At 69.0% G+C, this 20,736-nt stretch carries 16 protein-coding genes; 8 read left to right on the forward strand and 8 right to left on the reverse strand.

The annotated features are described in order from the left end of the window. Positions 1 to 236 precede the first annotated feature (236 nt). Together C5E10_RS03865 and C5E10_RS03870 are read right to left on the reverse strand one after the other, a co-directional pair. Positions 237 to 1,958, reverse strand: a complete 1,722-nt coding sequence (locus C5E10_RS03865; RefSeq protein WP_104330524.1) for a phospho-sugar mutase — start codon at positions 1,956 to 1,958, stop codon at positions 237 to 239. After that, the gene (locus C5E10_RS03870; RefSeq protein ID WP_104330525.1) at positions 1,958 to 2,788 is read right to left on the reverse strand and encodes a purine-nucleoside phosphorylase; all 831 of its coding nucleotides are present in this window, start codon (positions 2,786 to 2,788) and stop codon (positions 1,958 to 1,960) included. The genes C5E10_RS03865 and C5E10_RS03870 overlap by 1 nt, the downstream gene beginning before the upstream one ends. A gap of 129 nt (positions 2,789 to 2,917) precedes the next feature. Here C5E10_RS03870 and C5E10_RS03875 point away from each other — a divergent pair, with 129 nt between their 5' ends. Then, positions 2,918 to 4,366: an NAD(P)H-quinone dehydrogenase gene (locus C5E10_RS03875; protein WP_104243028.1), complete on the forward strand. Its 1,449-nt coding sequence runs from the start codon at positions 2,918 to 2,920 to the stop codon at positions 4,364 to 4,366. A 218-nt stretch (positions 4,367 to 4,584) separates the two neighbouring features. Here the strand turns inward: C5E10_RS03875 and C5E10_RS03880 are convergent, their stop codons facing one another. Together C5E10_RS03880 and C5E10_RS03885 are read right to left on the reverse strand one after the other, a co-directional pair. After that, on the reverse strand, positions 4,585 to 5,349 hold the full coding sequence (locus C5E10_RS03880) for a TSUP family transporter (RefSeq protein ID WP_104330545.1): 765 nt from the start codon (positions 5,347 to 5,349) through the stop codon (positions 4,585 to 4,587). A gap of 129 nt (positions 5,350 to 5,478) precedes the next feature. Next, positions 5,479 to 7,263 (reverse strand): biotin carboxylase N-terminal domain-containing protein, encoded by a 1,785-nt coding sequence (locus C5E10_RS03885; protein ID WP_104330526.1) that lies wholly within the window; start codon positions 7,261 to 7,263, stop codon positions 5,479 to 5,481. A gap of 383 nt (positions 7,264 to 7,646) precedes the next feature. Between C5E10_RS03885 and C5E10_RS03890 the strand changes: the two genes are divergently transcribed. Together C5E10_RS03890 and C5E10_RS03895 are read left to right on the forward strand one after the other, a co-directional pair. After that, positions 7,647 to 9,380, forward strand: coding sequence for an ABC transporter ATP-binding protein (locus C5E10_RS03890; RefSeq protein WP_104330527.1), 1,734 nt, complete (start codon positions 7,647 to 7,649; stop codon positions 9,378 to 9,380). Beyond that, the gene (locus tag C5E10_RS03895; RefSeq protein ID WP_104330528.1) at positions 9,377 to 11,449 is read left to right on the forward strand and encodes an ABC transporter ATP-binding protein; all 2,073 of its coding nucleotides are present in this window, start codon (positions 9,377 to 9,379) and stop codon (positions 11,447 to 11,449) included. Before C5E10_RS03890 ends, C5E10_RS03895 begins: the two co-directional genes overlap by 4 nt. A gap of 245 nt (positions 11,450 to 11,694) precedes the next feature. Here the strand turns inward: C5E10_RS03895 and C5E10_RS03900 are convergent, their stop codons facing one another. Continuing rightward, positions 11,695 to 12,756, reverse strand: coding sequence for an SDR family NAD(P)-dependent oxidoreductase (locus C5E10_RS03900; RefSeq protein WP_104330529.1), 1,062 nt, complete (start codon positions 12,754 to 12,756; stop codon positions 11,695 to 11,697). A gap of 118 nt (positions 12,757 to 12,874) precedes the next feature. On the opposite strand from C5E10_RS03900, the gene C5E10_RS03905 reads away from it, so the two are divergent. Beyond that, on the forward strand, positions 12,875 to 13,429 hold the full coding sequence (locus C5E10_RS03905; RefSeq protein WP_219820319.1) for a TetR/AcrR family transcriptional regulator: 555 nt from the start codon (positions 12,875 to 12,877) through the stop codon (positions 13,427 to 13,429). A 6-nt stretch (positions 13,430 to 13,435) separates the two neighbouring features. On the opposite strand, the gene C5E10_RS03910 is transcribed toward C5E10_RS03905, so the two are convergent. Then, positions 13,436 to 13,891, reverse strand: coding sequence for a MarR family winged helix-turn-helix transcriptional regulator (locus tag C5E10_RS03910; protein ID WP_104330530.1), 456 nt, complete (start codon positions 13,889 to 13,891; stop codon positions 13,436 to 13,438). 106 nt (positions 13,892 to 13,997) lie between these two features. On the opposite strand from C5E10_RS03910, the gene C5E10_RS03915 reads away from it, so the two are divergent. Beyond that, positions 13,998 to 14,573: a hypothetical protein gene (locus C5E10_RS03915; protein ID WP_104330531.1), complete on the forward strand. Its 576-nt coding sequence runs from the start codon at positions 13,998 to 14,000 to the stop codon at positions 14,571 to 14,573. 44 nt (positions 14,574 to 14,617) lie between these two features. Then, positions 14,618 to 15,616: a hypothetical protein gene (locus C5E10_RS03920; protein WP_104330532.1), complete on the forward strand. Its 999-nt coding sequence runs from the start codon at positions 14,618 to 14,620 to the stop codon at positions 15,614 to 15,616. Positions 15,617 to 15,659: 43 nt separating this feature from the next. On the opposite strand, the gene C5E10_RS03925 is transcribed toward C5E10_RS03920, so the two are convergent. Continuing rightward, positions 15,660 to 17,720, reverse strand: a complete 2,061-nt coding sequence (locus tag C5E10_RS03925; protein WP_104330547.1) for a glucose PTS transporter subunit IIA — start codon at positions 17,718 to 17,720, stop codon at positions 15,660 to 15,662. A gap of 151 nt (positions 17,721 to 17,871) precedes the next feature. Beyond that, positions 17,872 to 18,522, reverse strand: coding sequence for a nucleoside triphosphate pyrophosphatase (locus tag C5E10_RS03930; RefSeq protein WP_104330533.1), 651 nt, complete (start codon positions 18,520 to 18,522; stop codon positions 17,872 to 17,874). Between the two features lie 199 nt (positions 18,523 to 18,721). Between C5E10_RS03930 and C5E10_RS03935 the strand changes: the two genes are divergently transcribed. Both C5E10_RS03935 and C5E10_RS03940 read left to right on the forward strand, forming a co-directional pair. After that, positions 18,722 to 19,378, forward strand: coding sequence for a putative glycolipid-binding domain-containing protein (locus C5E10_RS03935; RefSeq protein ID WP_181062628.1), 657 nt, complete (start codon positions 18,722 to 18,724; stop codon positions 19,376 to 19,378). A 48-nt stretch (positions 19,379 to 19,426) separates the two neighbouring features. Beyond that, positions 19,427 to 20,704, forward strand: coding sequence for a class I SAM-dependent RNA methyltransferase (locus C5E10_RS03940; RefSeq protein ID WP_181062629.1), 1,278 nt, complete (start codon positions 19,427 to 19,429; stop codon positions 20,702 to 20,704). Positions 20,705 to 20,736: the final 32 nt, after the last annotated feature.

Here is a 20,736-nt window from a genome sequence, read left to right on the forward strand (position 1 = left end):
GTCGGGGCTGGCCGGGGTCTCGGGGTGGGAACATCACTTCGTTGGGGGAATCTTCCCGCAGAAGTGGGACCTTGCCATCCCGAGGTTCCGGGTCAGAGCCGAGGAGGATCTGGGCTGGAGCTGGGAAGAAGAAGGAGCCTTCCAACTCGGGCCGAGTGGCCGTGCAGGACGATGGGCGTGCCTCTCGGATGGAAGTTCTCCACCCGAGAGGCCCGCCCATGCTGCCGTGCTCGGGCCTACGCGCTGGTGAGGGTCACGCGCAGCGCTTCGCCAGCCTGGGCCGCCTTCGCCTCGGCGTCAGCCGCGCGCTCGGCTGGTGTGCCGTCCTCGCTGGATGCGTCGACGTACACCTTGATCTTCGGCTCCGTGCCCGAGGGGCGAACCATGACCCGTGTGCCATCGGCGAGCTGGTAGCGCAGCAGGTCGATGGGCACCTCGTCGCCGGACAGGTCACCGGTCTCGAGCACCGCGACACCGCCGACCTCGGTTGGCGTGTGTCCGCGCAGGACCGCCATCACGCGGGGGATCTGGGCGATGTCGTCGAAGCGCACCGAGACCTGCGTCGACACGAACGTGCCGAAGCGCTCGGCGAAGGCGTCGTCGTGGTCGATGAGCGTGCGCCCCTCGGCCTGGAGCCCCATGATGAGCTCGAGGATCGCGACCGACGCGGAGATGCCGTCCTTGTCGTGCACCGTCTCGGGGTTGACGAGGTAGCCGAGAGCCTCCTCGTAGCCGTAGAGGATGTTCGGGGCGCGGGAGATCCACTTGAACCCTGTGGGCGTCTCGGCGTAGTCGAGCCCGTACTCGTGGGCGATGCGCCCGAGGGCTGGGGCGGAGACGACGGAGGTTGCGAGCGTGCCGTGAACGCCGTCGGTCTTCGCCTGCTCTGCGGCGCGCCAGCCGAGGATCTTCCCGATGTCGTTGCCGCCGAAGCGCCGCCAGCCGGACGCGCCCTTGACGGCGACGGCGAGTCGGTCGGCGTCCGGATCGTGCGCGATGACGAGGTCGATTCCCGCAGCATCCGCCGTCTCGTAGGCGAGGTCGAGTGCGCCCGGCTCCTCGGGGTTCGGGAAATCGAGCGTCGGGAACGCGCCGTCTGGCTCGACCTGCTGCGCGACGACGACCGGCTCGGCGATGCCGAGCTCCGCGACGACGGCGCGGAATGTCTCCCAGCCGACACCGTGCAGGGGCGTGTAGACGAAGCGCACGTCGCTTGGCGTTCCGCGCAGGAGGGCCGCGGTCGCGGACACGTAGTCGGTGACGATGGACTCGTCGGCCGTCGCGTACTCCACGGATCGCGGAAGCTCCGGTACCTTCCGGCCGGCCGCGACCTTGCCGATCGCCTCGGCGATCTCGGCATCGACGGGCGCGACGATCTGCGAGCCGTCGTCGGCCCCGCCGAGGTACACCTTGTAGCCGTTGTCCCACTTCGGGTTGTGCGAGGCGGTGACCATGACGCCAGCGGATGCGCCGAGCCGGCGGACGGCGAAGGCGAGCACGGGCGTCGGGAGCTGCCTCGGCAGGATCGTGGCGGCGACGCCCGCGGCCTGCATGATCTCCGCTGTGTCCTGCGCGAAGCGCTGCGAGTTGTTGCGGGCGTCGTAGCCGATGACGATCGACGGCGATTCCTCGCGCGCGAGCAGGAAGTCGGCGAAGCCTCGCGCGGCTTGGGCGACGAGGACCCGGTTCATGCGGTTCGGGCCCGCACCGAGCCGGCCGCGGAGGCCGGCTGTTCCGAACGCGAGGCGAGCGCAGAATCGGTCCTGCAGCTCGCGCCAGGCCACGGCGCGATCGCTGGTGTCAGCGTCTTCGATGATGGCGAGCTCGGGCGACACGTCGCCGGCGGTGTCGAGCAGCTCTTGCAGCTCGGCGCGTGTCACCTCGTCGGGGTCCTGCTCGAGCCACGACACCGCGTTGTGCCGGAGCGCGACCTGCAGTGACCGTGCGATGCCGCTCATCAGAGCTTGACCACGATCTGGGAGAGCAGTTCGGCGAGGTCGGCTTCCGCCGCTTTGCCTGCCTCGAGGACCTCGGCGTGGCTCAACGGGTTGGGCGAGACGCCTGCCGCCGGGTTCGTGATGAGAGACATGCCGAGCACCTCCATACCGGCCTCGCGAGCAGCGATGGCTTCGAGCGCCGTCGACATGCCGACGATGTCGCCGCCGATCGTGCGCGCCATCCTGACCTCGGCGGGGGTCTCGTAGTGCGGGCCGCGGAACTGCACGTACACGCCTTCGTCGAGGTCGCGCACCGTCAGCGCCAGCTCGCGCAGGCGTGCCGAGTACAGGTCGGTGAGGTCGATGAAGGTCGCTCCCTCGAGGGGCGAGTCGGCCGTGAGGTTGATGTGGTCCGAGATCAGCACGGGCGTGCCAGGGCCCCACTCGGGGCGCACGCCGCCGGCGCCGTTGGTGAGGATCATGACCGAGGCGCCGGCGGCTGCGGCGGTCCGCACGGAGTGTACGACGCGGCGCACGCCCTTGCCCTCGTAGTGGTGGGTGCGCGCTGCGATGACCAGCGCGTGCTTGCCGTTCGCGAGGCGAATCGAGCGCAGCGTCCCGGAGTGGCCTGGGATGTCGGACTTCGCGAATCCGGGCACCTCGTCGGCTGGGATGGTCGCGATCGTCTCGCCGAGCAGCTCGGCCGTCTGCCCCCAACCGCTGCCGAGCGTGAGCGCGATGTCGTGGCGCTCGACACCCGTCTTCTCGGCGATGACCGCTGCAGCTGCCTGCGCGAACTCGAAGGGTGAGGTGGCTGGGTCGTCGATCGACTCTGACTCGTGCGTTGACATGCCCCCCAGCGTAGCGACCGGGACGGGACGTGCGTGGAGCACAGGCGGATCATGTCCCGCCCCGTCTCGGAACGGCGCGGAAACCTCTCCGGTTTGGCGGGTTCATGCGGGAGGAGGACAATAGCGGGTATGGCCACGCCCTTTGATCGCAAGCACCGCATCGTCGTCGTCGGCGGGGGGCCAGGCGGGTACGAAGCCGCACTCTCGGCCGCCCGCCTCGGCGCAGAAGTCACCCTCATCGAACGCGTCGGCGTCGGCGGCTCCGCCGTGCTCACCGACGTTGTTCCCTCCAAGACCCTCATCGCCAGTGCGGAGGCGGCGACGGCGATCCGCGAGTCCGGCGAGCTCGGCGTGCAGTTCTTCGCGAAGGGCGACACGGGGAAGCCGTTGAAGCCCGAGGTCGCGGTGAACCTCTCAAAGCTGAACAAGCGGCTGCTGCGCCTCGCGCAGAACCAGTCGGACGACATGCAGCGCACGCTGGAGGCTGCCGGGGTCAACGTCATCCAGGGCGAGGGCAAGCTCGACGGCAACTCGGCCGTCACGGTCGGCACCGGCTCGGGTGGGCAGGACTTCGACCGCATCGAGTTCGACTCGGCGGTGATCTCGGTCGGTGCTCGTCCTCGCACGCTCGACTCGTGCAAGCCCGACGGGGAGCGCATCCTCACCTGGACGCAGCTGTACAACCTCAAGGAGATGCCGAGCCATCTCATCGTCGTCGGCTCGGGTGTGACCGGGGCCGAGTTCGCGTCGGCTTACTCGGCGCTCGGCTCGAAGGTCACGCTCGTCTCGAGCCGCGACCGCGTGCTCCCGAACGAGGACGCTGACGCGGCGGATGTCATCGAGGATGTCTTCAAGCGCGGCGGCATGACCGTGCTGTCGAAGTCCCGTGCGGCGACCGTGGTGCGCGACGGGAACGAGGTCGTGGCGACGCTCGACGACGGGCGCGAGGTGCGTGGCTCGCACTGCCTCATCGCGGTCGGTTCGATCCCGAACACCTCCGGTATCGGGCTCGAGGAGGCCGGTGTCGAGGTCTCGCCGTCCGGGCACATCCGCGTCAACCGCGTCGCGCGCACCTCGGTGCCGAACATCTACGCGGCGGGCGACTGCACGGAGTTCTTCCCGCTCGCATCCGTCGCCTCCACGCAGGGGCGCACGGCGGTGTTCCACGCGCTCGGCGACGAGGTGCGGCCCATCAACCTGCGCAATGTCGCCTCGAACATCTTCACGTACCCGGAGATCGCGACGGTCGGCTGGCAGCAGCGTTCCATCGAGGACGGCACCCGCGAGGGTCGCGTCTACAAGCTGCCGCTCGGCGAGAACCCGCGCGCCAAGATGCAGGGCGTGCGCGACGGCTTCGTGAAGCTCATCGCCGGCAACGACCTGGGCACCGTCATCGGCGGCGTGATCGTCGCCCCGCGCGCCTCGGAGCTCGTGCTGCCGCTCTCGATCGCCATCGAGCAGCGTCTCACGGTCGACCAGGTCGCGCGTGCCTGGGCGGTCTACCCGTCGCTCGCGAGCAGCATCTCGGATGCCGCCCGTGCCATGCACATGCCGTACGAGGAGCAGACGAAGGCCTAGGTCGTGTCTGACAATGCCTCGCCGACTCCGCTCGTCCTGGTCGCGCGATCTGCTGCGTTGGAGAACTCGCGCAATGCTCCGCATTGGGCTTCGTTCTCCGCCTTGCAGCTCACACGACCAGGCCGTGCTCGCTGTGGCGATCCACTGTCAGACACTCCCTAGCTCGGCTGCCTCGGTGCTGGAACGGCGCCTGGCGGTGTTCCGCGCCGTGAGGGCGATCAGGTCGCGACGTACTCGTTCCAGATGTCGATGGCGAGCTTGATGAAGAGCACGCTGACGACGATGAGGAAGACCCAGCGGATGAGCTTGCTCCCGCCGCGGATGGCGGTGCGGGCGCCGAGGTAGCCGCCGGCGACGTTGGAGGCGGCGAGCACGGCGCCGAGCCCCCAGAGCACGTAGCCCTGTGGGGCGAAGAAGAGGAGCGCTCCGAGGTTGGTGCCGAGGTTCACGATCTTGGCTTTGGCACTGGCCTGCAGGAAGGAGTAGCCGAGCAGGGACACGAGGGCGATGACGAGGAAGGAGCCGGTCCCTGGCCCGAGGAGGCCGTCGTAGACGCCGATCGCGAAGCCGATGAGGCCAGCGATGACGTGGTGCTTGCGACCCTCGTATTTGAGTTTGTCGAGTTGTCCGACGCTCGGTTTGAAGGCGGTGAAGATGCCGATGCCGAGGATCGCGATGGCGATGATGGGCTTGAAGGCTGCGGCGGGGATGCTGGAGGCGAGGATCGCGCCGCCGTAGGCGCCGAAGAGCGCGATGGCGGCCATGGGCAGCGCGGTGCGCAGGTCGGGTTTGACGCGTCGGAAGTAGGTGATGGAGCTGGTTGCGGTGCCGGCGATGCTGCCGAACTTGTTGGTCGCGAGTGCTTGCACGGGGGTGACGCCGGGCAAGGTGAGGAGCATCGTGAGCTGGATGAGTCCGCCGCCGCCGACGACCGCGTCCACCCAGCCGGCCGCGAAGCCGCCCACGATGACGAGCGCGAGCAGCCAGCCGTTGAATCCCTCGAGCCCCGTGAACGACTCGAGCCAACTCGCGTCGCTCGTCGCGATCGCGGCGTCGAGGGGCGACGAGAGCAGCGTGGAGGTCAGGAGCGAGGCGTCGATCACCTACCGAGGCTACTCGGCGTCGGCGAGCTCGAGCAGCTTCGTGCCGCTCGAGACGGTCTCGCCGGCGGCACCGGAGATGGACGCGACGATGCCGTCGCGGGGAGCCTGGATGGGCTGTTCCATCTTCATGGCCTCGAGGACGACGAGGAGGTCGCCCTTGACGACCTTCTGCCCCTCCTCGACGGCGAACTTCACGATCGTCGCCTGCATGGGGGCGATGACGTCACCGCTCGAGTGGGTCTCGACGTTGGTGTGCGAGCGGCGCTTCGGGGCGTGTCCGGCCATGGTCCGACCCGCACCGCCGTGGCCGACGCCGGTTGCGGCGAGGAGACGCTCGGGGAGTGACACCTCGAGGCGCTTGTCGTTGACCTCGACGACCACGTTGCGGCGCGCGATCGGCTCGTTGACGTCGCCGGCCTCACCGCCCCACGGTTCGATCGTGTTGGTGTACTCGGTCTCGATCCAGCTCGTGTACACCCCGAACTCGCCGTTCTCGGCGGTGAAGGCGGGGTCGCGGACGACGGATCGATGGAAGGGCAGGACGGTCGGCATGCCGTTCAGCTCGAAGTCCTCGAGGGCGCGGCGGGAGCGCTCGAGCGCCTCCTCGCGCGTGGCGCCCGTGACGATGAGCTTCGCGAGCAGGGAGTCGAAGGCGCCGGAGACGATGTCGCCTTCGCGGACACCGGAGTCGACGCGCACGCCGGGGCCCCCGGGAACGCGGAAGGTCGTGATGGTGCCAGGGGCTGGGAAGAATCCGCGGCCCGGGTCCTCGCCGTTGATGCGGAACTCGAACGAGTGGCCGGTGACCGTCGGGTCGTCGTAGCCGAGCGCTTCACCCTGGGCGATGCGGAACTGCTCGCGGACGAGGTCGATGCCGGTGACCTCCTCGGAGACCGGGTGCTCGACCTGGAGGCGCGTGTTTACCTCGAGGAACGCGACCGTGCCGTCGGCGGCGAGCAGGAACTCGCAGGTTCCAGCGCCGACGTATCCGACCTCCTTGAGGATCGCCTTGGACGCGCGACGCATCTCGGCTTCCTGCTCGGCGGTGATGAAGGGCGCCGGCGCCTCCTCGACGAGCTTCTGGTGGCGTCGCTGCAGCGAGCAGTCGCGTGTGGAGATGACGACGACGTTGCCGTGGGAGTCGGCGAGGCACTGCGTCTCGACGTGGCGGGGCTTGTCGAGGTACTTCTCGACGAAGCACTCGCCGCGTCCGAACGCCGTGATGGCCTCGCGGGTCGCGGACTCGAAGAGCTCGGCGACCTCTTCGCGCTCGCGTGCGACCTTGAGGCCGCGCCCGCCGCCGCCGAACGCGGCCTTGATGGCGACCGGCAGTCCGTGGATGTCGATGAAGTCGAGGACCTCGCTCGGGCCCTCGACGGGGTTGAGTGTGCCGGGGGCCAGCGGTGCGCCGACCTTCTCGGCGACGTGGCGCGCCGTGACCTTGTCGCCGAGCGCCTCGATGGCCTCGGGGGATGGGCCGATCCAGGTGAGGCCCTGGCGGATGACGGCGCGCGCGAACTCGGCGTTCTCGGCGAGGAAGCCGTATCCCGGGTGCACGGCATCGGCGCCGGAGCGGCGGGCGATGGAGAGCAGCTTGTCGATCACGAGGTACGTCTCGGCGCTCGTGGCGCCTCGCAGCGCGTACGCCTCATCGGCGAGGCGGACGTGGGGTGCGTCACGGTCCTGGTCTGCGTACACGGCGACGGAGGTGATACCCGCGTCTCGAGCCGCTCGTGCGATGCGTACGGCGATTTCGCCACGGTTGGCGATGAGGAGCTTCGAGATTCGCGACATGGTTCCTAAGCCTATTGAGGTCGGTGCGGCCGGATTTGGCTCGATTCGACAAACTTATCGGGAGAAGGTTGTCAGATGCGCTCGGTTGGAGGTTCTCACCACGCCGAGCGTGTGGCAGTTGGGCGACATTGGCCGCGCTGCACATTCCCGCGCAGTGGGAAGGGTGTTGCGTCATGTATTACGTCGTGTTTAGCTACAGGGCTGAGCTTTCGCTCAGCTCGTCCTGCCAGTCGGTCAGCAATGACTGCACGACCAGCAATGGTCCGGCGTGCCAGGTCCAGGCCGGGCCCGCCGAATTGCCGTCCACTCCGCGTCCCCAGCGACGCGCATCCACCACGCTAGCGGATGCGCCGTGCGTGACGCCTCGTCGTTCCGGAGAATCGATGCTCGGTAAGCTCCTCGCCCGTTATCTCAGGAAGTACTGGCCGCTCCTCGCGGGCGTGCTGGTCTTCCAATTCCTTCAGGCGCTCGCGTCGCTGTACCTGCCGCGACTCAACGCCGACATCATCGACAAGGGCGTCGCCAACGCCGACACCGACTACATCTGGTCGACGGGCGCCGTCATGCTCGCGATCTCGCTCGGGCAGATCACGTGCTCGATCATCGCGACCGTCTTCGCCGCGCGCGCCGCCATGGCGCTCGGCCGTGACATCCGCGCCGACGTCTTCGCGCGAGTGAGCGGCTTCTCCGAGCGCGAGGTCTCGCGCTTCGGTGCGGGCTCGCTCATCACGCGCAACACGAACGACGTGCAGCAGGTGCAGATGCTCGCCATGATGGGCTCCACCATGCTCGTCTCGGCTCCCATGCTCGCGATCGGCGGCATCATCATGGCCCTGCAGCAGGATGTGGGCCTCTCCTGGATCATCGGCGTCGCAGCCCCCGTGCTGCTCCTGCTGGTCGGCATCATCATCAGTCGGATGGTGCCGCTGTTCCGCCAGTTCCAGGTGAAGCTCGACAACATCAACCGGATCCTGCGCGAGCAGCTCACCGGGGTGCGCGTCGTGCGCGCGTTCGTGCGCGAGCCGATCGAGGAGCAGCGGTTCGAGGTCGCGAACAACGACCTCTTCCTCCTCGGCAAGCGAGTCGGCGACCTCTTCGTCACGCTCTTCCCGCTCGCGATGCTCGTGTTGAACATCACCGTCGTCGGCGTCATCTGGTTCGGCGGAATCCAGGTCGACCAGGGCACGGTCGAGATCGGGACGCTCTTCGCGTTCATGGCCTACGTCATGCAGATCCTGATGGGTGTGCTCATGGCGAGCTTCATGACGATCATGATCCCGCGCGCGGCCGTCAGCGCCGACCGCATCTCCGAGGTGCTCGACACCGAGTCGACGCTCATCATGCCGGCCAACCCCGTCTCCGTCTTCCCGGAGCCGGGCGTCATCGAGTTCGACGATGTCGAGTTCACGTACCCGGGGGCAGAGGAGCCGGTGCTCACGGGCATCTCCTTCCGCGCCGCCCCAGGTGAGACGGTCGCCGTCGTCGGCTCCACGGGGGCAGGCAAGACGACGCTCGTCTCGCTCATCCCTCGCCTCTTCGACGCGACGGGCGGATCCGTGCGCGTCAACGGCGTCGACGTCCGCGAGGCCGACGCCGAGCTGCTGTGGGACGGCATCGGCCTGGTCCCGCAGCGTCCGTTCCTCTTCACGGGCACGATCGCCTCGAACCTGCGCTACGGCCGTGAGGCCGCGACCGACGACGACCTCTGGAAGGCGCTCGAGATCGCGCAGGCCACGGCCTTCGTGCAGGAGAAGGACAAGCAGCTCGAAGCGCGCATCGCGCAGGGCGGCACGAACGTCTCGGGCGGGCAGCGTCAGCGGCTCGCGATCGCGCGCGCGATCGTGCACGAACCGCAGGTGTTCGTCTTCGACGACTCCTTCTCCGCGCTCGACCTCACGACCGACGCCAGGCTGCGGCGGGCGCTGTGGGAGCAGCTGCCCGGCGTGACCAAGATCGTGGTCGCGCAGCGCATCTCGACGATCGTCGACGCCGACCGCATCGTCGTCCTCGACGACGGACGCATGGTCGGTCTCGGAACGCACGACGAGCTGCTCGAGAACTGCACGACGTACAAGGAGATCGTGGATTCCCAGCTTGCAGTGGAGGCGCAGTCATGAGCCGTGACGCAGACAACCAGAACCAGGACGCCAAGGGCGCCCGTCGGGGCAAGCGCAGGCCGAAGGAGGTCGTCGAGAAGGTCCTGACCGAGGAGGAGCAGCTCGAGCTGGAGCTCGCCGAGCAGGCGAGGCAGTCGTCCGGCGACTGGGACAGCGTCGCACCTGGCAAGGCGAAGAACTTCGGGCAGAGCTTCGGCAGGCTGCTCGGCAGGCTCCGGCCCTACCGCGCCGCGCTCATCATCGTGTCGTTCCTCGGCGCCGTCGGCGTCGTGCTCTCCGTCATCGCGCCACGAGTGCTCGGCCAGGCGACCAACCTCATCTTCGAGGGCGTCGTCTCCAGCCAGCTGCCGGCGGGCGCATCCAAGGACCAGGTCGTCGCGGGGCTCCGCGACTCCGGCCAGACGCAGTTCGCCGACATGGTGGCCGCCATGGACATCACGCCGGGCGAGGGAGTCGACTTCGAGCGCCTCGGCATGGTGCTCCTGTCGGTACTCGCGCTCTACGTGTTCTCGGCGCTGCTCATGTGGCTGCAGGGGTACGTCATCAACATCATCATGATGAAGGCGATGTACAAGCTGCGCGAGGACGTCGAGCGCAAGATCAACGCGCTCCCGCTGAGCTACTTCGACCGCGTGCAGCGCGGTGAGCTGCTGAGCCGCGTCACGAACGACATCGACAACATCACGCAGACGATGCAGCAGTCGCTGTCGCAGGTCGTCACGAGCGTGCTGACCGTCGTCGGCGTGCTCGTCATGATGTTCTCCATCTCCTGGCAGCTCGCGCTCGTCGCGCTCGTCACCCTGCCGCTCATGGGCGTCATCTTCGGCGTCATCGGACCGAAGTCGCAGCGGAACTTCGCCGAGCAGTGGAAGAAGACGGGGCGCCTCAACGCGCGCGTCGAGGAGTCGTTCTCCGGTCACGCCCTCGTTCGCGTCTTCGGACGCGAGAAGGATGCACGCGAGCAGTTCCAGGTCGACAACGAGCAGCTCTTCCAGGCGGCCTTCAAGGCCCAGTTCTGGGCGGGCGTCATGATGCCGGCGATGATGTTCATCGGGAACCTGTCCTACGTGGGCATCGCGGTGCTCGGCGGCCTCATGGTCGCGAGCGGCAACCTCCGCCTCGGCGACGTGCAGGCGTTCATCCAGTACTCGCAGCAGTTCACGCAGCCGCTCGCCGAGCTCGGCGGGATGGCTGCCGTGCTGCAGTCGGGCACGGCCTCGGCCGAGCGGGTGTTCGAGCTGCTCGACGAGGACGAGCAGGAGCCCGATGCGAGCGACGCGCCCAAGCCGGCGAACGGTGCGGGCGAGATCGTCTTCGATGACGTCACCTTCTCGTACACGCCGGAGCAGAAGCTCATCGAGAACCTCAACTTCTCGGTCGAGCCGGGCCAGACGGTCGCGATCGTCGGGCCGACCGGTGCCGGCAAGTCGACCCTCGTGAACCTCATCATGCGCTTCTACGAGCTCGACGGCGGGCGCATCCTGCTCGACGGGCAGGACATCGCGGAGCTCAGGCGCGAGGACGTCCGCAGCCGAACCGGCATGGTGCTGCAGGATCCGTGGCTGTTCGCGGGGTCCATCCGCGAGAACATCCGCTACGGACGTCAGGACGCGACCGACGAGGAGGTGCTCGCCGCTGCGACCGCCTGCTACGTCGACCGCTTCGTGCACTCACTGCCCGAGGGGTACGACACGGTGCTCGACGAGGACGCGTCGAACGTCTCCGCCGGCGAGCGTCAGCTCATCACCATCGCGCGCGCCTTCGTCTCCGACCCCCAGGTGCTCATCCTGGACGAGGCGACGAGCTCGGTCGACACGCGCACGGAGCTGCTCCTCCAGCAGGCGATGGCGGCTCTCCGCCAGGGCCGCACGAGCTTCGTCATCGCGCACCGTCTCTCGACGATCCGCGACGCCGACCTGATCCTCGTCATGGAGCACGGCTCCATCGTCGAGCAGGGCACGCACGATGAGCTCGTGAAGCAGGGCGGCGCCTACGCGAGGCTCTACAACTCGCAGTTCGAGCAGGCCGTCAGCGACCTGGATGCCGAGCAGAGCCAGCTCACGTCCTAGTCAAGCGCACAAGAGAACCGCCCGCCTCGTCTCGAGGTGGGCGGTTCTCTGCGCTCTGCGCTCTGCGCTCTGCGCTCTGCGCGCTGTGTGCCGGGCGCGGGGGTGGCACCCCGGGCGGGGAGCCGGCGTGGACCCTACGCGAGCATCTCGTAGACGCCGGACCCGATGAAGATCAACGCGATCACGACGAGGCCGATCCAGAAGAACTTGCGTGTGCGCGTGACGGGTTTGCTCATGGGGGAAGCCTACGCGGCGGACCAGCCTCCGTCGGAGGGGAGGATGACGCCGTTGATGTTGACGCCGTCATCGCTGAGCAGGAAGGTGATGGATGCGGCGAGCGCGGTTCCCGTGGTGGGCGTCGGCAGCAGCGCCATCGCCTGACGGACGCGCTGCCCGCCGAGCTCGGAGTCGAAGCGGGCCTCGATGTTGGTGGCGACGGGCCCCGGGGCGACGGCGTTGATGCGGAGTCCGCTTGGGCCGTACATGAACGCACTCGACTTGGTGAGCCCGGCGACGGCGTGCTTCGACGCGGTGTAGGCGGCGCCTGCGGCCGACCCGCGGAGTGCGGCCTCGGAGGCGACGTTGACGATCGCGCCCGTGCCGACGGCGAGCATCGCGGGCACGACGGCGCGCATGAGCTTCATCGTGCCGGTCACGTTGACGGCGAAGACGCGGTTCCAGACCTCGTCGCTGACCTCGCCGACCGGCGTCATGTTGTCCATGATGCCGGCGATGTTCGCGAGGCCGTCGATGCGGGAGCCGGCCGCCTCGAGGATCCGCGCGACGCCAGCGTCGTCGGTGATGTCGGCGGTGAGGGTGACGATGTCGGCGCCGTCGTGCTCGGTGATGAGCGCAGCGAGGCGCTCTGCGGAGACGTCGACGGCGATGACGCGCCCGCCCTCGCGCGCGATGCGGGACGCGGTCGCCTTGCCGATCCCGGAGCCGGCACCCGTGACGATGACGGTCTTGCCGTCGAAGCGGCCTCCCGTCGTGGCTTCGACCCAGGCCGCCGCTCGCGGCGCGCGAGGGGTGTCGAGGTCGGCGACGGGGCCGAAGTCGCCGGGTTGTGCTGGGGTGACCTCGCCGCTGTTCGCTCGCGCGATCATCGCGTCCACCATCTCCTGGGGGAACTTGCCCTGGCTCAGCTCGACGAGCTGCGAGAGGGGGAGGCCGGAGACGGGGGCGAGGGAGGAGGCATCCTGGCCGCCCTGGGCGAGGATCTCGCGGATGACGACGCCTCCCGTCGGATCGGTGAGCCATTCGCCGATCGTGGTGTCACCGGTGAGGGGGTGTGCGCTCGAGGTCATCGTGGTGCCAGCTTTCTGTTCGGTCCGCCGAGCCCGCGCTCGTGGCGAGCGTGGGCCGAGGTGGCGACAGTGTCGGATCGAAGGAACCGGACAACACTGTCCGGTTTATGCTATCCCGGTGTCGACTCCAGCGAAAGCCAATCGAGGACCAAGTGCTGGCCCCGAGAACCGCCGTGCCCTCATCGCGGCCGCGCGGGAGATCTTCGGCGAAGGGGGAGTGGATGCTCCGCTCAGCGCTGTCGCCAAGCGCGCTGGCGTCGGCCAGGGCAGTCTGTACCGGCATTTCCCGGATCGGGCGTCGCTTGCGCTCGCGGTGTTCGGTGACGCCATCATCGAGCTCGAAGATCTCGCTGCCTCACCCGAGGCCGATCTGGCAGGAATGCTCGAGCTCATCGCCCGGCAGATGCTCGTGTCGGTCGGCCTCATCCAGCTCACCCTGACCGACACCGCAGACGCGCAGGGGGCGAGCGTTCGAGGCCGGATGCTCGCGGTGCTCGGTACCGTTCTCGAGCGCGAATGGGCGAGCGGTCGGGTTGACCGGGAGATCGGCAGAGACGACCTGCTCCTGCTGCTCTCGATGCTCGCCGGTGTTCTGCCGCGGACGCCGCTCGGTGAGCGCGAGGCCGTCGTGCGGCGCGCGCTCGAGCTGTTCTGGCGGTCGTTCGCTTCCTGAGCGGGGTCAGCTGCCTTCGGTGAACTGGCGGAGCACTCGGCGGATGCCCTGGAATCCGATGACGAGGCCCTGCAGCTCCTCGTCGCTCAGGTGGGCCGCGAACTCGTCGGTGTCGGTGCGGAGTCCGAGGAAGCGCTCGTGCAACCGGATGGCCTTGCGGGTCGCCGTGAGGTGACGGATGCGCCGGTCGGGCTTGCCCTCCGTGCGGGTCAGGAGTCCGTGCTCGACGAGCTTGTCGATGCTGGCGGAGGCCGTCGGTACGGCGACGCCCAGGTGCTCGGCCGCCTGCGAGACGGTCGTGACCGTGCCCGTGGTCACGAGGAAGACCGTCTTGAGCTGCTGGGCGGTGATGTCGAGCTCGAGGAACGGTGCCATGTGCCTCGCGGCGAGGCTCCTCGTGAGCTCATTCCTGACGTCATTCAGCTGGGCGAGGAGTGCTTCGCGCGATTCGTCCTGCTGCATGTGAACCCCCTGGGATTGCCGAGCCTCTCACTAATAGTGAGGATGTGACTAAGTATAGTTCGAGGTGGGCACCAGAGCGGATGCCGGGACAGGAACGGAGTCGACCATGACCGATCAGATCTGGTGCATCGCAGGCGGCGAAGACGGGGCAGACCGGCAGCTCGCCGACTCCCTGCTTCGTGGTGGCAGCACGGTTGCGATCGTGGGACGCGACGTGGCCCCCTTCGCGCTGCTCGTCGACGACTACGCCGACGCGGTCATGCCCGTGGAGCTCACCGCGACGACCTCCGAGGCGCTGGCCGAGGTGCGCGAGAGCATCGAGCTGAACCTCGGCGAGGTCACGCACTTCGGGGTGCTGCTGGGCGAGATCGGCGAGGGGAATGCCGAGCAGGTCGCGGGTCGTCTCCTCCGCAAGTTCGAGGGCGCGGCCGCGCGCAACCAGGCCGGTCGCGGCGACGGCCAGCCTGCAGACCGCTGGCCAGTCGGGGCGCAGCTGGTGCTCGTCCGCGGCGCGGTCGGCAGCTCGAATCAGGTCCCGACCGAGGACCGGGGCGCTCAGAACTCCGACATCGAGGCGCGCATCCGGCTCGCTGGAGCGCAGTCGGCGCGACCCATGCCCACCGTGCGGGTTCGCGAGCTCGACGATCTCCTCCAGGACGCATCCGCTGACGCGGTCCGCTGACGCGACGCTCGGGATGCGTGGCCGCCGACGGCTAGGCTGACCGGGTGATCTCTCGCGCCAGGAACCTCGTCAATGCCGCGCGATCCCGCGCCAAGCGAGCGCTCGGCGGTGCGCCAGCGGAGGCGCCGTTGAGCTGGGCGATCAAGGTGCCGGCCCCGGACTCCCCGGAGGGGGACGTCTGGGGTGACGTGTTCTATGCGGAGGACCTCGCCAGGGCGCTGCGTCGACTCGGCCAGACGGTGTACGTCGACCGGTGGGAGACGCGCAGACGACCGGACCCGAGCGTCCAGGACGACGTCGCGGTGCACCTCCGTGGCTTCCACCGGCCCGAGCTCGTCGACGGCGCAGTCAACATCCTCTGGATCATCAGCCACCCGGACTGGGTGAGCGAGGAGGAGCTCGACCTGCCCTTCGACCTGCGCCTCGCCGCGAGCGTGCCCTGGGCTGCCGTCATGTCGCGCCCGGACCGCGAGATCCGCCCGCTGCTGCAGGCCACCAACGTCGAGCGGTTCACCCCCGAGCCGCAGCCGGGTGACCTGGAGTCCGGTGTGCTGTTCGTCGGCCGCTCTCGCAACATCTTCCGTCCCATCGTGCGCGACTCGATCGCGGCGGGTGCCGACCTCGAGGTCTACGGGGACCTGTGGGAGCAGTTCATCGATGGGCGCCACATCAAGGCCGAGTATCTCGACAACGCTGCAGCCCCTGGCGCCTACCGTGGGGCTCGCATCGTGCTCAACGACCACTGGGACGATATGGCGCAGCACGGCTTCGTCTCGAACCGGCTCTTCGATGCCGTCGCTGCGGGTGCCGTCGTCGTCTCGGACGAGATCACCGGCGGCTTCCCCGTCGAGTTCGGCGGTTCCGTGCGCACGTACGCGTCGGTGGATGAGCTTCGCGGGCTCCTCGCCGAGGGCGCGAGCGGCTGGCCCACCCCGGAGGAGCGGGCAGCGACCTCCGGCAAGGTCGCCGAGTTCCACTCCTTCGATGCGCGGGCGATGACCCTGCTCGTCTCGGCGAGAGAAGCGCTGGCCGCGCGCGCTTGACGGCGGAGCGGGCCGCCCCCGCCGAGGGGGACTGCCGAGGTGACTACACCTCGCTGGGTTCTTGCGCCTTCGTCACCGCCTCGAGGATCGGCGTGCCGACCTTGCCGCTGACGCGCCCGACCGCCTCGACCGACGCGAATGACCCCGCGTTCAGCACGATGACGGGCGTGATGAGCGAGAAGCCGGCGGCCTCCACGATGTCGCGATCGAACTCGACGAGCACCGTGTCCGGCGTGACCTTGTCGCCCGCCTTCACCTTGACGTCGAAGCCCTTGCCATCGAGCTCGACCGTGTCGATGCCGACGTGGATGAGCACCTCGAGCCCGTTGTCGAGCTGCAGGCCGAACGCGTGCCCGGTGGCCTGGGCGACGGCGACCGTGCCGGTTCCCGGAGCGTAGACGACGGTGCCGCTCGGCTTGATAGCGGCGCCCGGGCCCATGATGCCCTGACTGAAGACGGCATCGGGAACCTCCGACAGCGGGACGACCTCACCCTCGAGCGGTGACAGGACCTCGACGGTGCGGGGAGCCGACTCGCCCTCGCGGGCGGCGGAGGCGGCGATCACGTCCTCCGTGCTCTCTCCCTTCTTCGCCGTCTCCAGGTCGGCGACCGGAACGCGGGCCGCCTCGAATGCGGCCTGCTGCTCGGGGCTGCGGTAGCCGGAGAAGATGACGAGGAACATCGAGACGAGGAACGCGGCACCGACCGCGCCTGCGTAGAGCGGGATGTTGTCGAAGGCCGGGATGGTGAGCAGTGACGTGAAGACGAACGCGCTCGTCTTCACGCCGCCGCCGATGCCGATGATGACCCCGCCGACGAGACAGCCCACGAGCATCCGCCCGTAGATGCGCTTGAAGCGCAGGTGGATGCCGTACAGCGACGGCTCGGAGATGCCGCCGAGGAGGCCGGCCGCGAGGGCGCCCGTCGAGGTCTGCCGCATCTGGGCGTCCTTCTCGCGGATGGACAGGTACAGGACGCCGGCGGTCGCACCGAAGCACGCGAAGTTCCACGCGCCCATCGGCCCCTGGATGTAGTCGTAGCCGAGTGTCTGGATGTTGAGCAGCATGATCGCGTTGATCGGCCAGTGCAGGCCGAGCGGCACCATGAAGGGGTAGGCGAGCGGGATGACGATGGCGAAGATGAGCGGCGAGAAATCGTTGATGCCGCGGAGCAGGTTGGCGAGGCCAGCGCCCGTGTAGACGCCGATGGGGCCGATGAGGAACGCCGTGAGCGGGATCATGATCAGCATGCTCAGGAAGGGCACGAAGATGAGGTGCAGGTCTTCCGGGATGAGCTTCTTGAGGCCCTTGTACAGGGGTCCGAGCAGCGCGGCCATCAGCAGCGGCGGGAACACCTGCGAGCTGTAGTCGAAGACCGTGAGCGGGAGGCCGAAGATCGGCACGACGGAGACCTCGGAGCCGAAGACCTCGATGGGGTCGATGCCGTCGGCGAGCCCCGTGAAGCCAGGCAGCATGACGACGCCCATGATGGCGAAGCCGATCCACGGGTCGGCCCCCACGCGCTTGGACGCGTTGTACGCGATGTACAGGGGCAGAAAGACGAAGACCGCCTGCCAGCAGAGGTTGAGGAAGCGCCACGACGGCGGGAGGTCGGTGCGCGGGTCGGCCCAGTTGGGGATGACGCCCAGCGTGCTCATGAGCGCCATGAACGTGATGAACAGGGATGCGCCCAGCAGTGCCCCGAGGATGGGCCGGAACGAGTCGGACAGGAACTCGAAGACGCTGTCGAGCCACGCGAACTTGCCGCGCGGCCCCTTCGCGCGGGCCGCGGCCTTGATCGAGGCCGCGTCGTCCGGGTCGGCGGGGGAGCCACCGCCCGACATCGAGGGGAGCGCCTGGATGTCGTTGTAGACGTTCTGCACGCCGCCGCCGATGACAACCTGGTAGCGCTCGCCCGATTGCGGGACAACCCCCATGACGCCGGGAATCGCCTCGACGGCTGCCTGGTCGATGCCGGAAGCGTCGTGCAGCTGGAAGCGCAGCCGTGTCGCGCAGTGCGTGAGGTTCTCGATGTTCCCCGCGCCGCCGAGCTGGCTGACGATCTGGGCTGCTGGCCCCGAGTCTCCTGACGAATGTGCGGGCATGGTCGGACCTCCCTCGCGAGGCGTCCTCGTTGACGCCTGGATCGCGACGTTACGCCCGACCGTGAGCATTCACCAGATGCGAGCCGGCACCGTGCTCAATTCGTAGCCGGGCGCCTGTCCTGGCCCGGTGCTGAGGCCGCCGATGAGCGCATCAGGCGCGGTTCCACAGCTCGGGCCACCCCACTCCGAAGCCGCGCACGAGTCGGCGCAGGGCGGGAAGCGAGAGTCCCACGACCGTCGACGGGTCGCCTTCGATGCGGTCGATGAAGGGAGCCCCGAGCGAGTCGATCGTGAACGCGCCGGCGACGTGCAGGGGCTCACCCGAGGCGACGTAGGCGTCGATCTCGGCGTCGACGAGATCGTCGGCGAAGGTCACGCTGGCGCTCGCGGTGCTGCCGACGCCGTCCCCGGAAGCGCCAGAGCCACCACGGCGGTCGACGAGCCAGTGACCAGACCACAGCGTGCCCGTCTGGCCTCGCTGCGCGAGCCAGCGCTCGCGGGCCACCTGCGGCTCGTGGGGCTTGCCGAGCATTCGGCCGCCGATCTCGAACATCGAGTCTCCCCCGAGGACGAGGCCGTCGAGCGGCTCCCCGGTCCGAGGGTCAGGCGCATCCGCGACCGCGAGTGCCTTGGCCCGAGCGAGCAGCTGCACGTAGTCGCTCGGATCGAGAGGCCCCTCAGCGAGGCGCGCCTCGATCACGGCGTCCTCGTCCACGCTCGACGGGATGACGACGGGCTCGATGCCCGCCTGTCGGAGCAGCATGAGGCGGGCAGGCGACGTCGAGGCGAGGTACAGGCGCATGAAGCGAGGGTACCGGGGCGGTGCGCGCTGAGTGGAGGCCTGCCTTCCGGGGCGGTCGGACGCCGCCGGTCAGGGGGCGGTCAGCCAACGCGCGACCTCCTGCCAGAGTGCGCCAAGGCCGTTTGCATACGATCTCTCGCATGCTCATCAGGCTCCACAGTTCGGCCCAGCGCCCAGACTCCGAAGGGAAGGGCGTCGGGTGACCCGCATCGAGTCGAGGTACCGCGCGCCGAAGCAGACCAGGTTCTCCCGCTCATCCGTGGTGTGGGATTCGCCGGGCGTCGAAGCCGTATCCGCGCCCTCCGCACTCGCCTGGGTCGCTGAGGCGACGGGCGATGTCGAGGCGGCGAGCGTCGTCGAGGACGCGGTCGGCGCGATCACCGCGAACTCGCGCATCTCCGCGCCGGTCTCGGCCGAGCCGGGCGAGAGCGGGGGCCCGCACCTCGAGTACCTGCTCGAGACCGACCCGGTCCTGCGGACGCGACTGGTCTCGCTGCGCCGCCCGAAGACCGGTGAGCACCTCACGGTCACCTCCAACGGCCGCGGCGACTGGCGCGTCGGCGACCGCCCAGCCCCCGAGCTCAGCGGTGCGCTCGACGTGGACATCCGGGCGACGCCCCTCACCAACACGCTTCCCATGCGCAGGCTGGGACTCGAGGTCGGCGAAGAACGCGAGATCGAGGTCGCCTACATCGACACGGAGACGTTCGCCGTGTTCCTCGACCGTCAGCGGTACCGCCGCCTGAGTCGCACCCGCTACCTCTTCCAGGCGGCCGACGGCTCGTTCGAGCGCGAGATCGCGACCGACGAGCAGAGCTTCGTGCTCAGCTACCCCGGCCTGTTCACGCGGCTCTGACCCCGAGGCGGCCAGGCTCGGTGGGCGCGCACGGCTAGGCTCGAGCGCATGACCCACGACGGCACCACCTCAGACCTTTCAGCGGAGATCACCCCCGGAGACCTGATCGAGCTCGAGGTCGGCGACATCGCGCACGGCGGCATCTTCGTCGCCCGCCACGAGGGCCGAGTCGTGTTCGTCGCGGACGCCGTGCCCGGCGAGCTCGTGCAGGCTCGGGTGACCGAGGTCAGGAAGTCCTTCGCGCGGGCCGTCGCCACCAACGTGCTCCGCGTATCCGACGACCGCCAGGCGCACGTGTGGCAGGAAGCCGACATCGAGCGGGCTCCGGAGGAACGCGCCGGGGGCGCCGAGCTCGGACACATCCGCCTGGCCCGCCAGCGTGAGCTGAAGGCCCAGGTGCTGCGAGAGTCCATGGCTCGCTTCGCTGGCCACGACTGGCAGGGCGTCGTCGAACCCCTTCTCGGCGACGACGAGAACGGCGGAACGCGCTGGCGCACCCGCGTCACGCTCCACGTCGACAAGGAAGGGCGCGTCGGCCCGTACGCGGCACGCTCGCACCGCGTCATCGAGACCGAGACCCTGCCGCTCGCGCACGGCGACATCGAGGAGCTCGCTCCGCTCGGTCAACGCCTCGCCGGTTCCGGGCGCATCGAGCTCGTGGCACCCGCGGAGCTCGACACCCGCATGCGGACCATCCTCGACGGCACCCACGGGCGCAAGCCGGCCGTGGTCACCGAGGTCGTCAACGGGCGCGAGTACCGGGTCGACGAGGACGGGTTCTGGCAAGTCCACAGGCTGGCCGCCGAGACGCTCTCGAATGCCGTCGCCGACGCCCTCGATCCCACCCTCGTCGACGCCGAGGCCGTCAACCTCGACCTGTACGGCGGAGTCGGCCTGCTCGCGGCGGCGTTCGCGCAGGAAGCCGGACCAGGGGCCTTCATCGAGACCGTCGAGTCGAACGCGGCTGCAACCGGCCACGCCACCGCGAACCTCGCGGAGTGGCGCGGCGCGAGCGCCGTCACGGCACGCGTCGACCAGTACCTCGCGAACCTCGAGCGCGATGCGACGCACCTCGACCGCGACGGGATCCGCCGCGGAAGCGTCATCCTCGACCCGCCGCGCTCCGGCGCCGGCAAGGACGTCATCGACCGTCTCGCGGGCTTCGGACCGGCTCAGCTCGTGTACGTCGCCTGCGACCCGGTCGCGCTCGCCCGCGACACCGGTCTCCTCCGAGGCCACGGCTACACGCTCGACTGGATGCGCGCCTACGACCTCTTCCCGAACACGCACCACTTCGAGACGGTCGCCCGCTTCGTGCGCGCCTGACCGAAACGACGACGCCGTACGCGATGAACGCC

The organism is Pseudoclavibacter sp. RFBG4, from assembly GCF_002931515.1.
GTDB lineage: Bacteria > Actinomycetota > Actinomycetes > Actinomycetales > Microbacteriaceae > Pseudoclavibacter.

Bases quoted from the DNA above. Each gene is read 5' to 3' on its own strand.
- C5E10_RS03865 (WP_104330524.1), bottom strand. From the start codon at position 1,958: ATGAGCGGCATCGCACGGTCACTGCAGGTCGCGCTCCGGCACAACGCG.
- C5E10_RS03870 (WP_104330525.1), bottom strand. From the start codon at position 2,788: ATGTCAACGCACGAGTCAGAGTCGATCGACGACCCAGCCACCTCACCC.
- C5E10_RS03875 (WP_104243028.1), top strand. From the start codon at position 2,918: ATGGCCACGCCCTTTGATCGCAAGCACCGCATCGTCGTCGTCGGCGGG.
- C5E10_RS03885 (WP_104330526.1), bottom strand. From the start codon at position 7,263: ATGTCGCGAATCTCGAAGCTCCTCATCGCCAACCGTGGCGAAATCGCC.
- C5E10_RS03890 (WP_104330527.1), top strand. From the start codon at position 7,647: ATGCTCGGTAAGCTCCTCGCCCGTTATCTCAGGAAGTACTGGCCGCTC.
- C5E10_RS03895 (WP_104330528.1), top strand. From the start codon at position 9,377: ATGAGCCGTGACGCAGACAACCAGAACCAGGACGCCAAGGGCGCCCGT.
- C5E10_RS03900 (WP_104330529.1), bottom strand. From the start codon at position 12,756: ATGACCTCGAGCGCACACCCCCTCACCGGTGACACCACGATCGGCGAA.
- C5E10_RS03910 (WP_104330530.1), bottom strand. From the start codon at position 13,891: ATGCAGCAGGACGAATCGCGCGAAGCACTCCTCGCCCAGCTGAATGAC.
- C5E10_RS03915 (WP_104330531.1), top strand. From the start codon at position 13,998: ATGACCGATCAGATCTGGTGCATCGCAGGCGGCGAAGACGGGGCAGAC.
- C5E10_RS03925 (WP_104330547.1), bottom strand. From the start codon at position 17,720: ATGCCCGCACATTCGTCAGGAGACTCGGGGCCAGCAGCCCAGATCGTC.
- C5E10_RS03930 (WP_104330533.1), bottom strand. From the start codon at position 18,522: ATGCGCCTGTACCTCGCCTCGACGTCGCCTGCCCGCCTCATGCTGCTC.
- C5E10_RS03940 (WP_181062629.1), top strand. From the start codon at position 19,427: ATGACCCACGACGGCACCACCTCAGACCTTTCAGCGGAGATCACCCCC.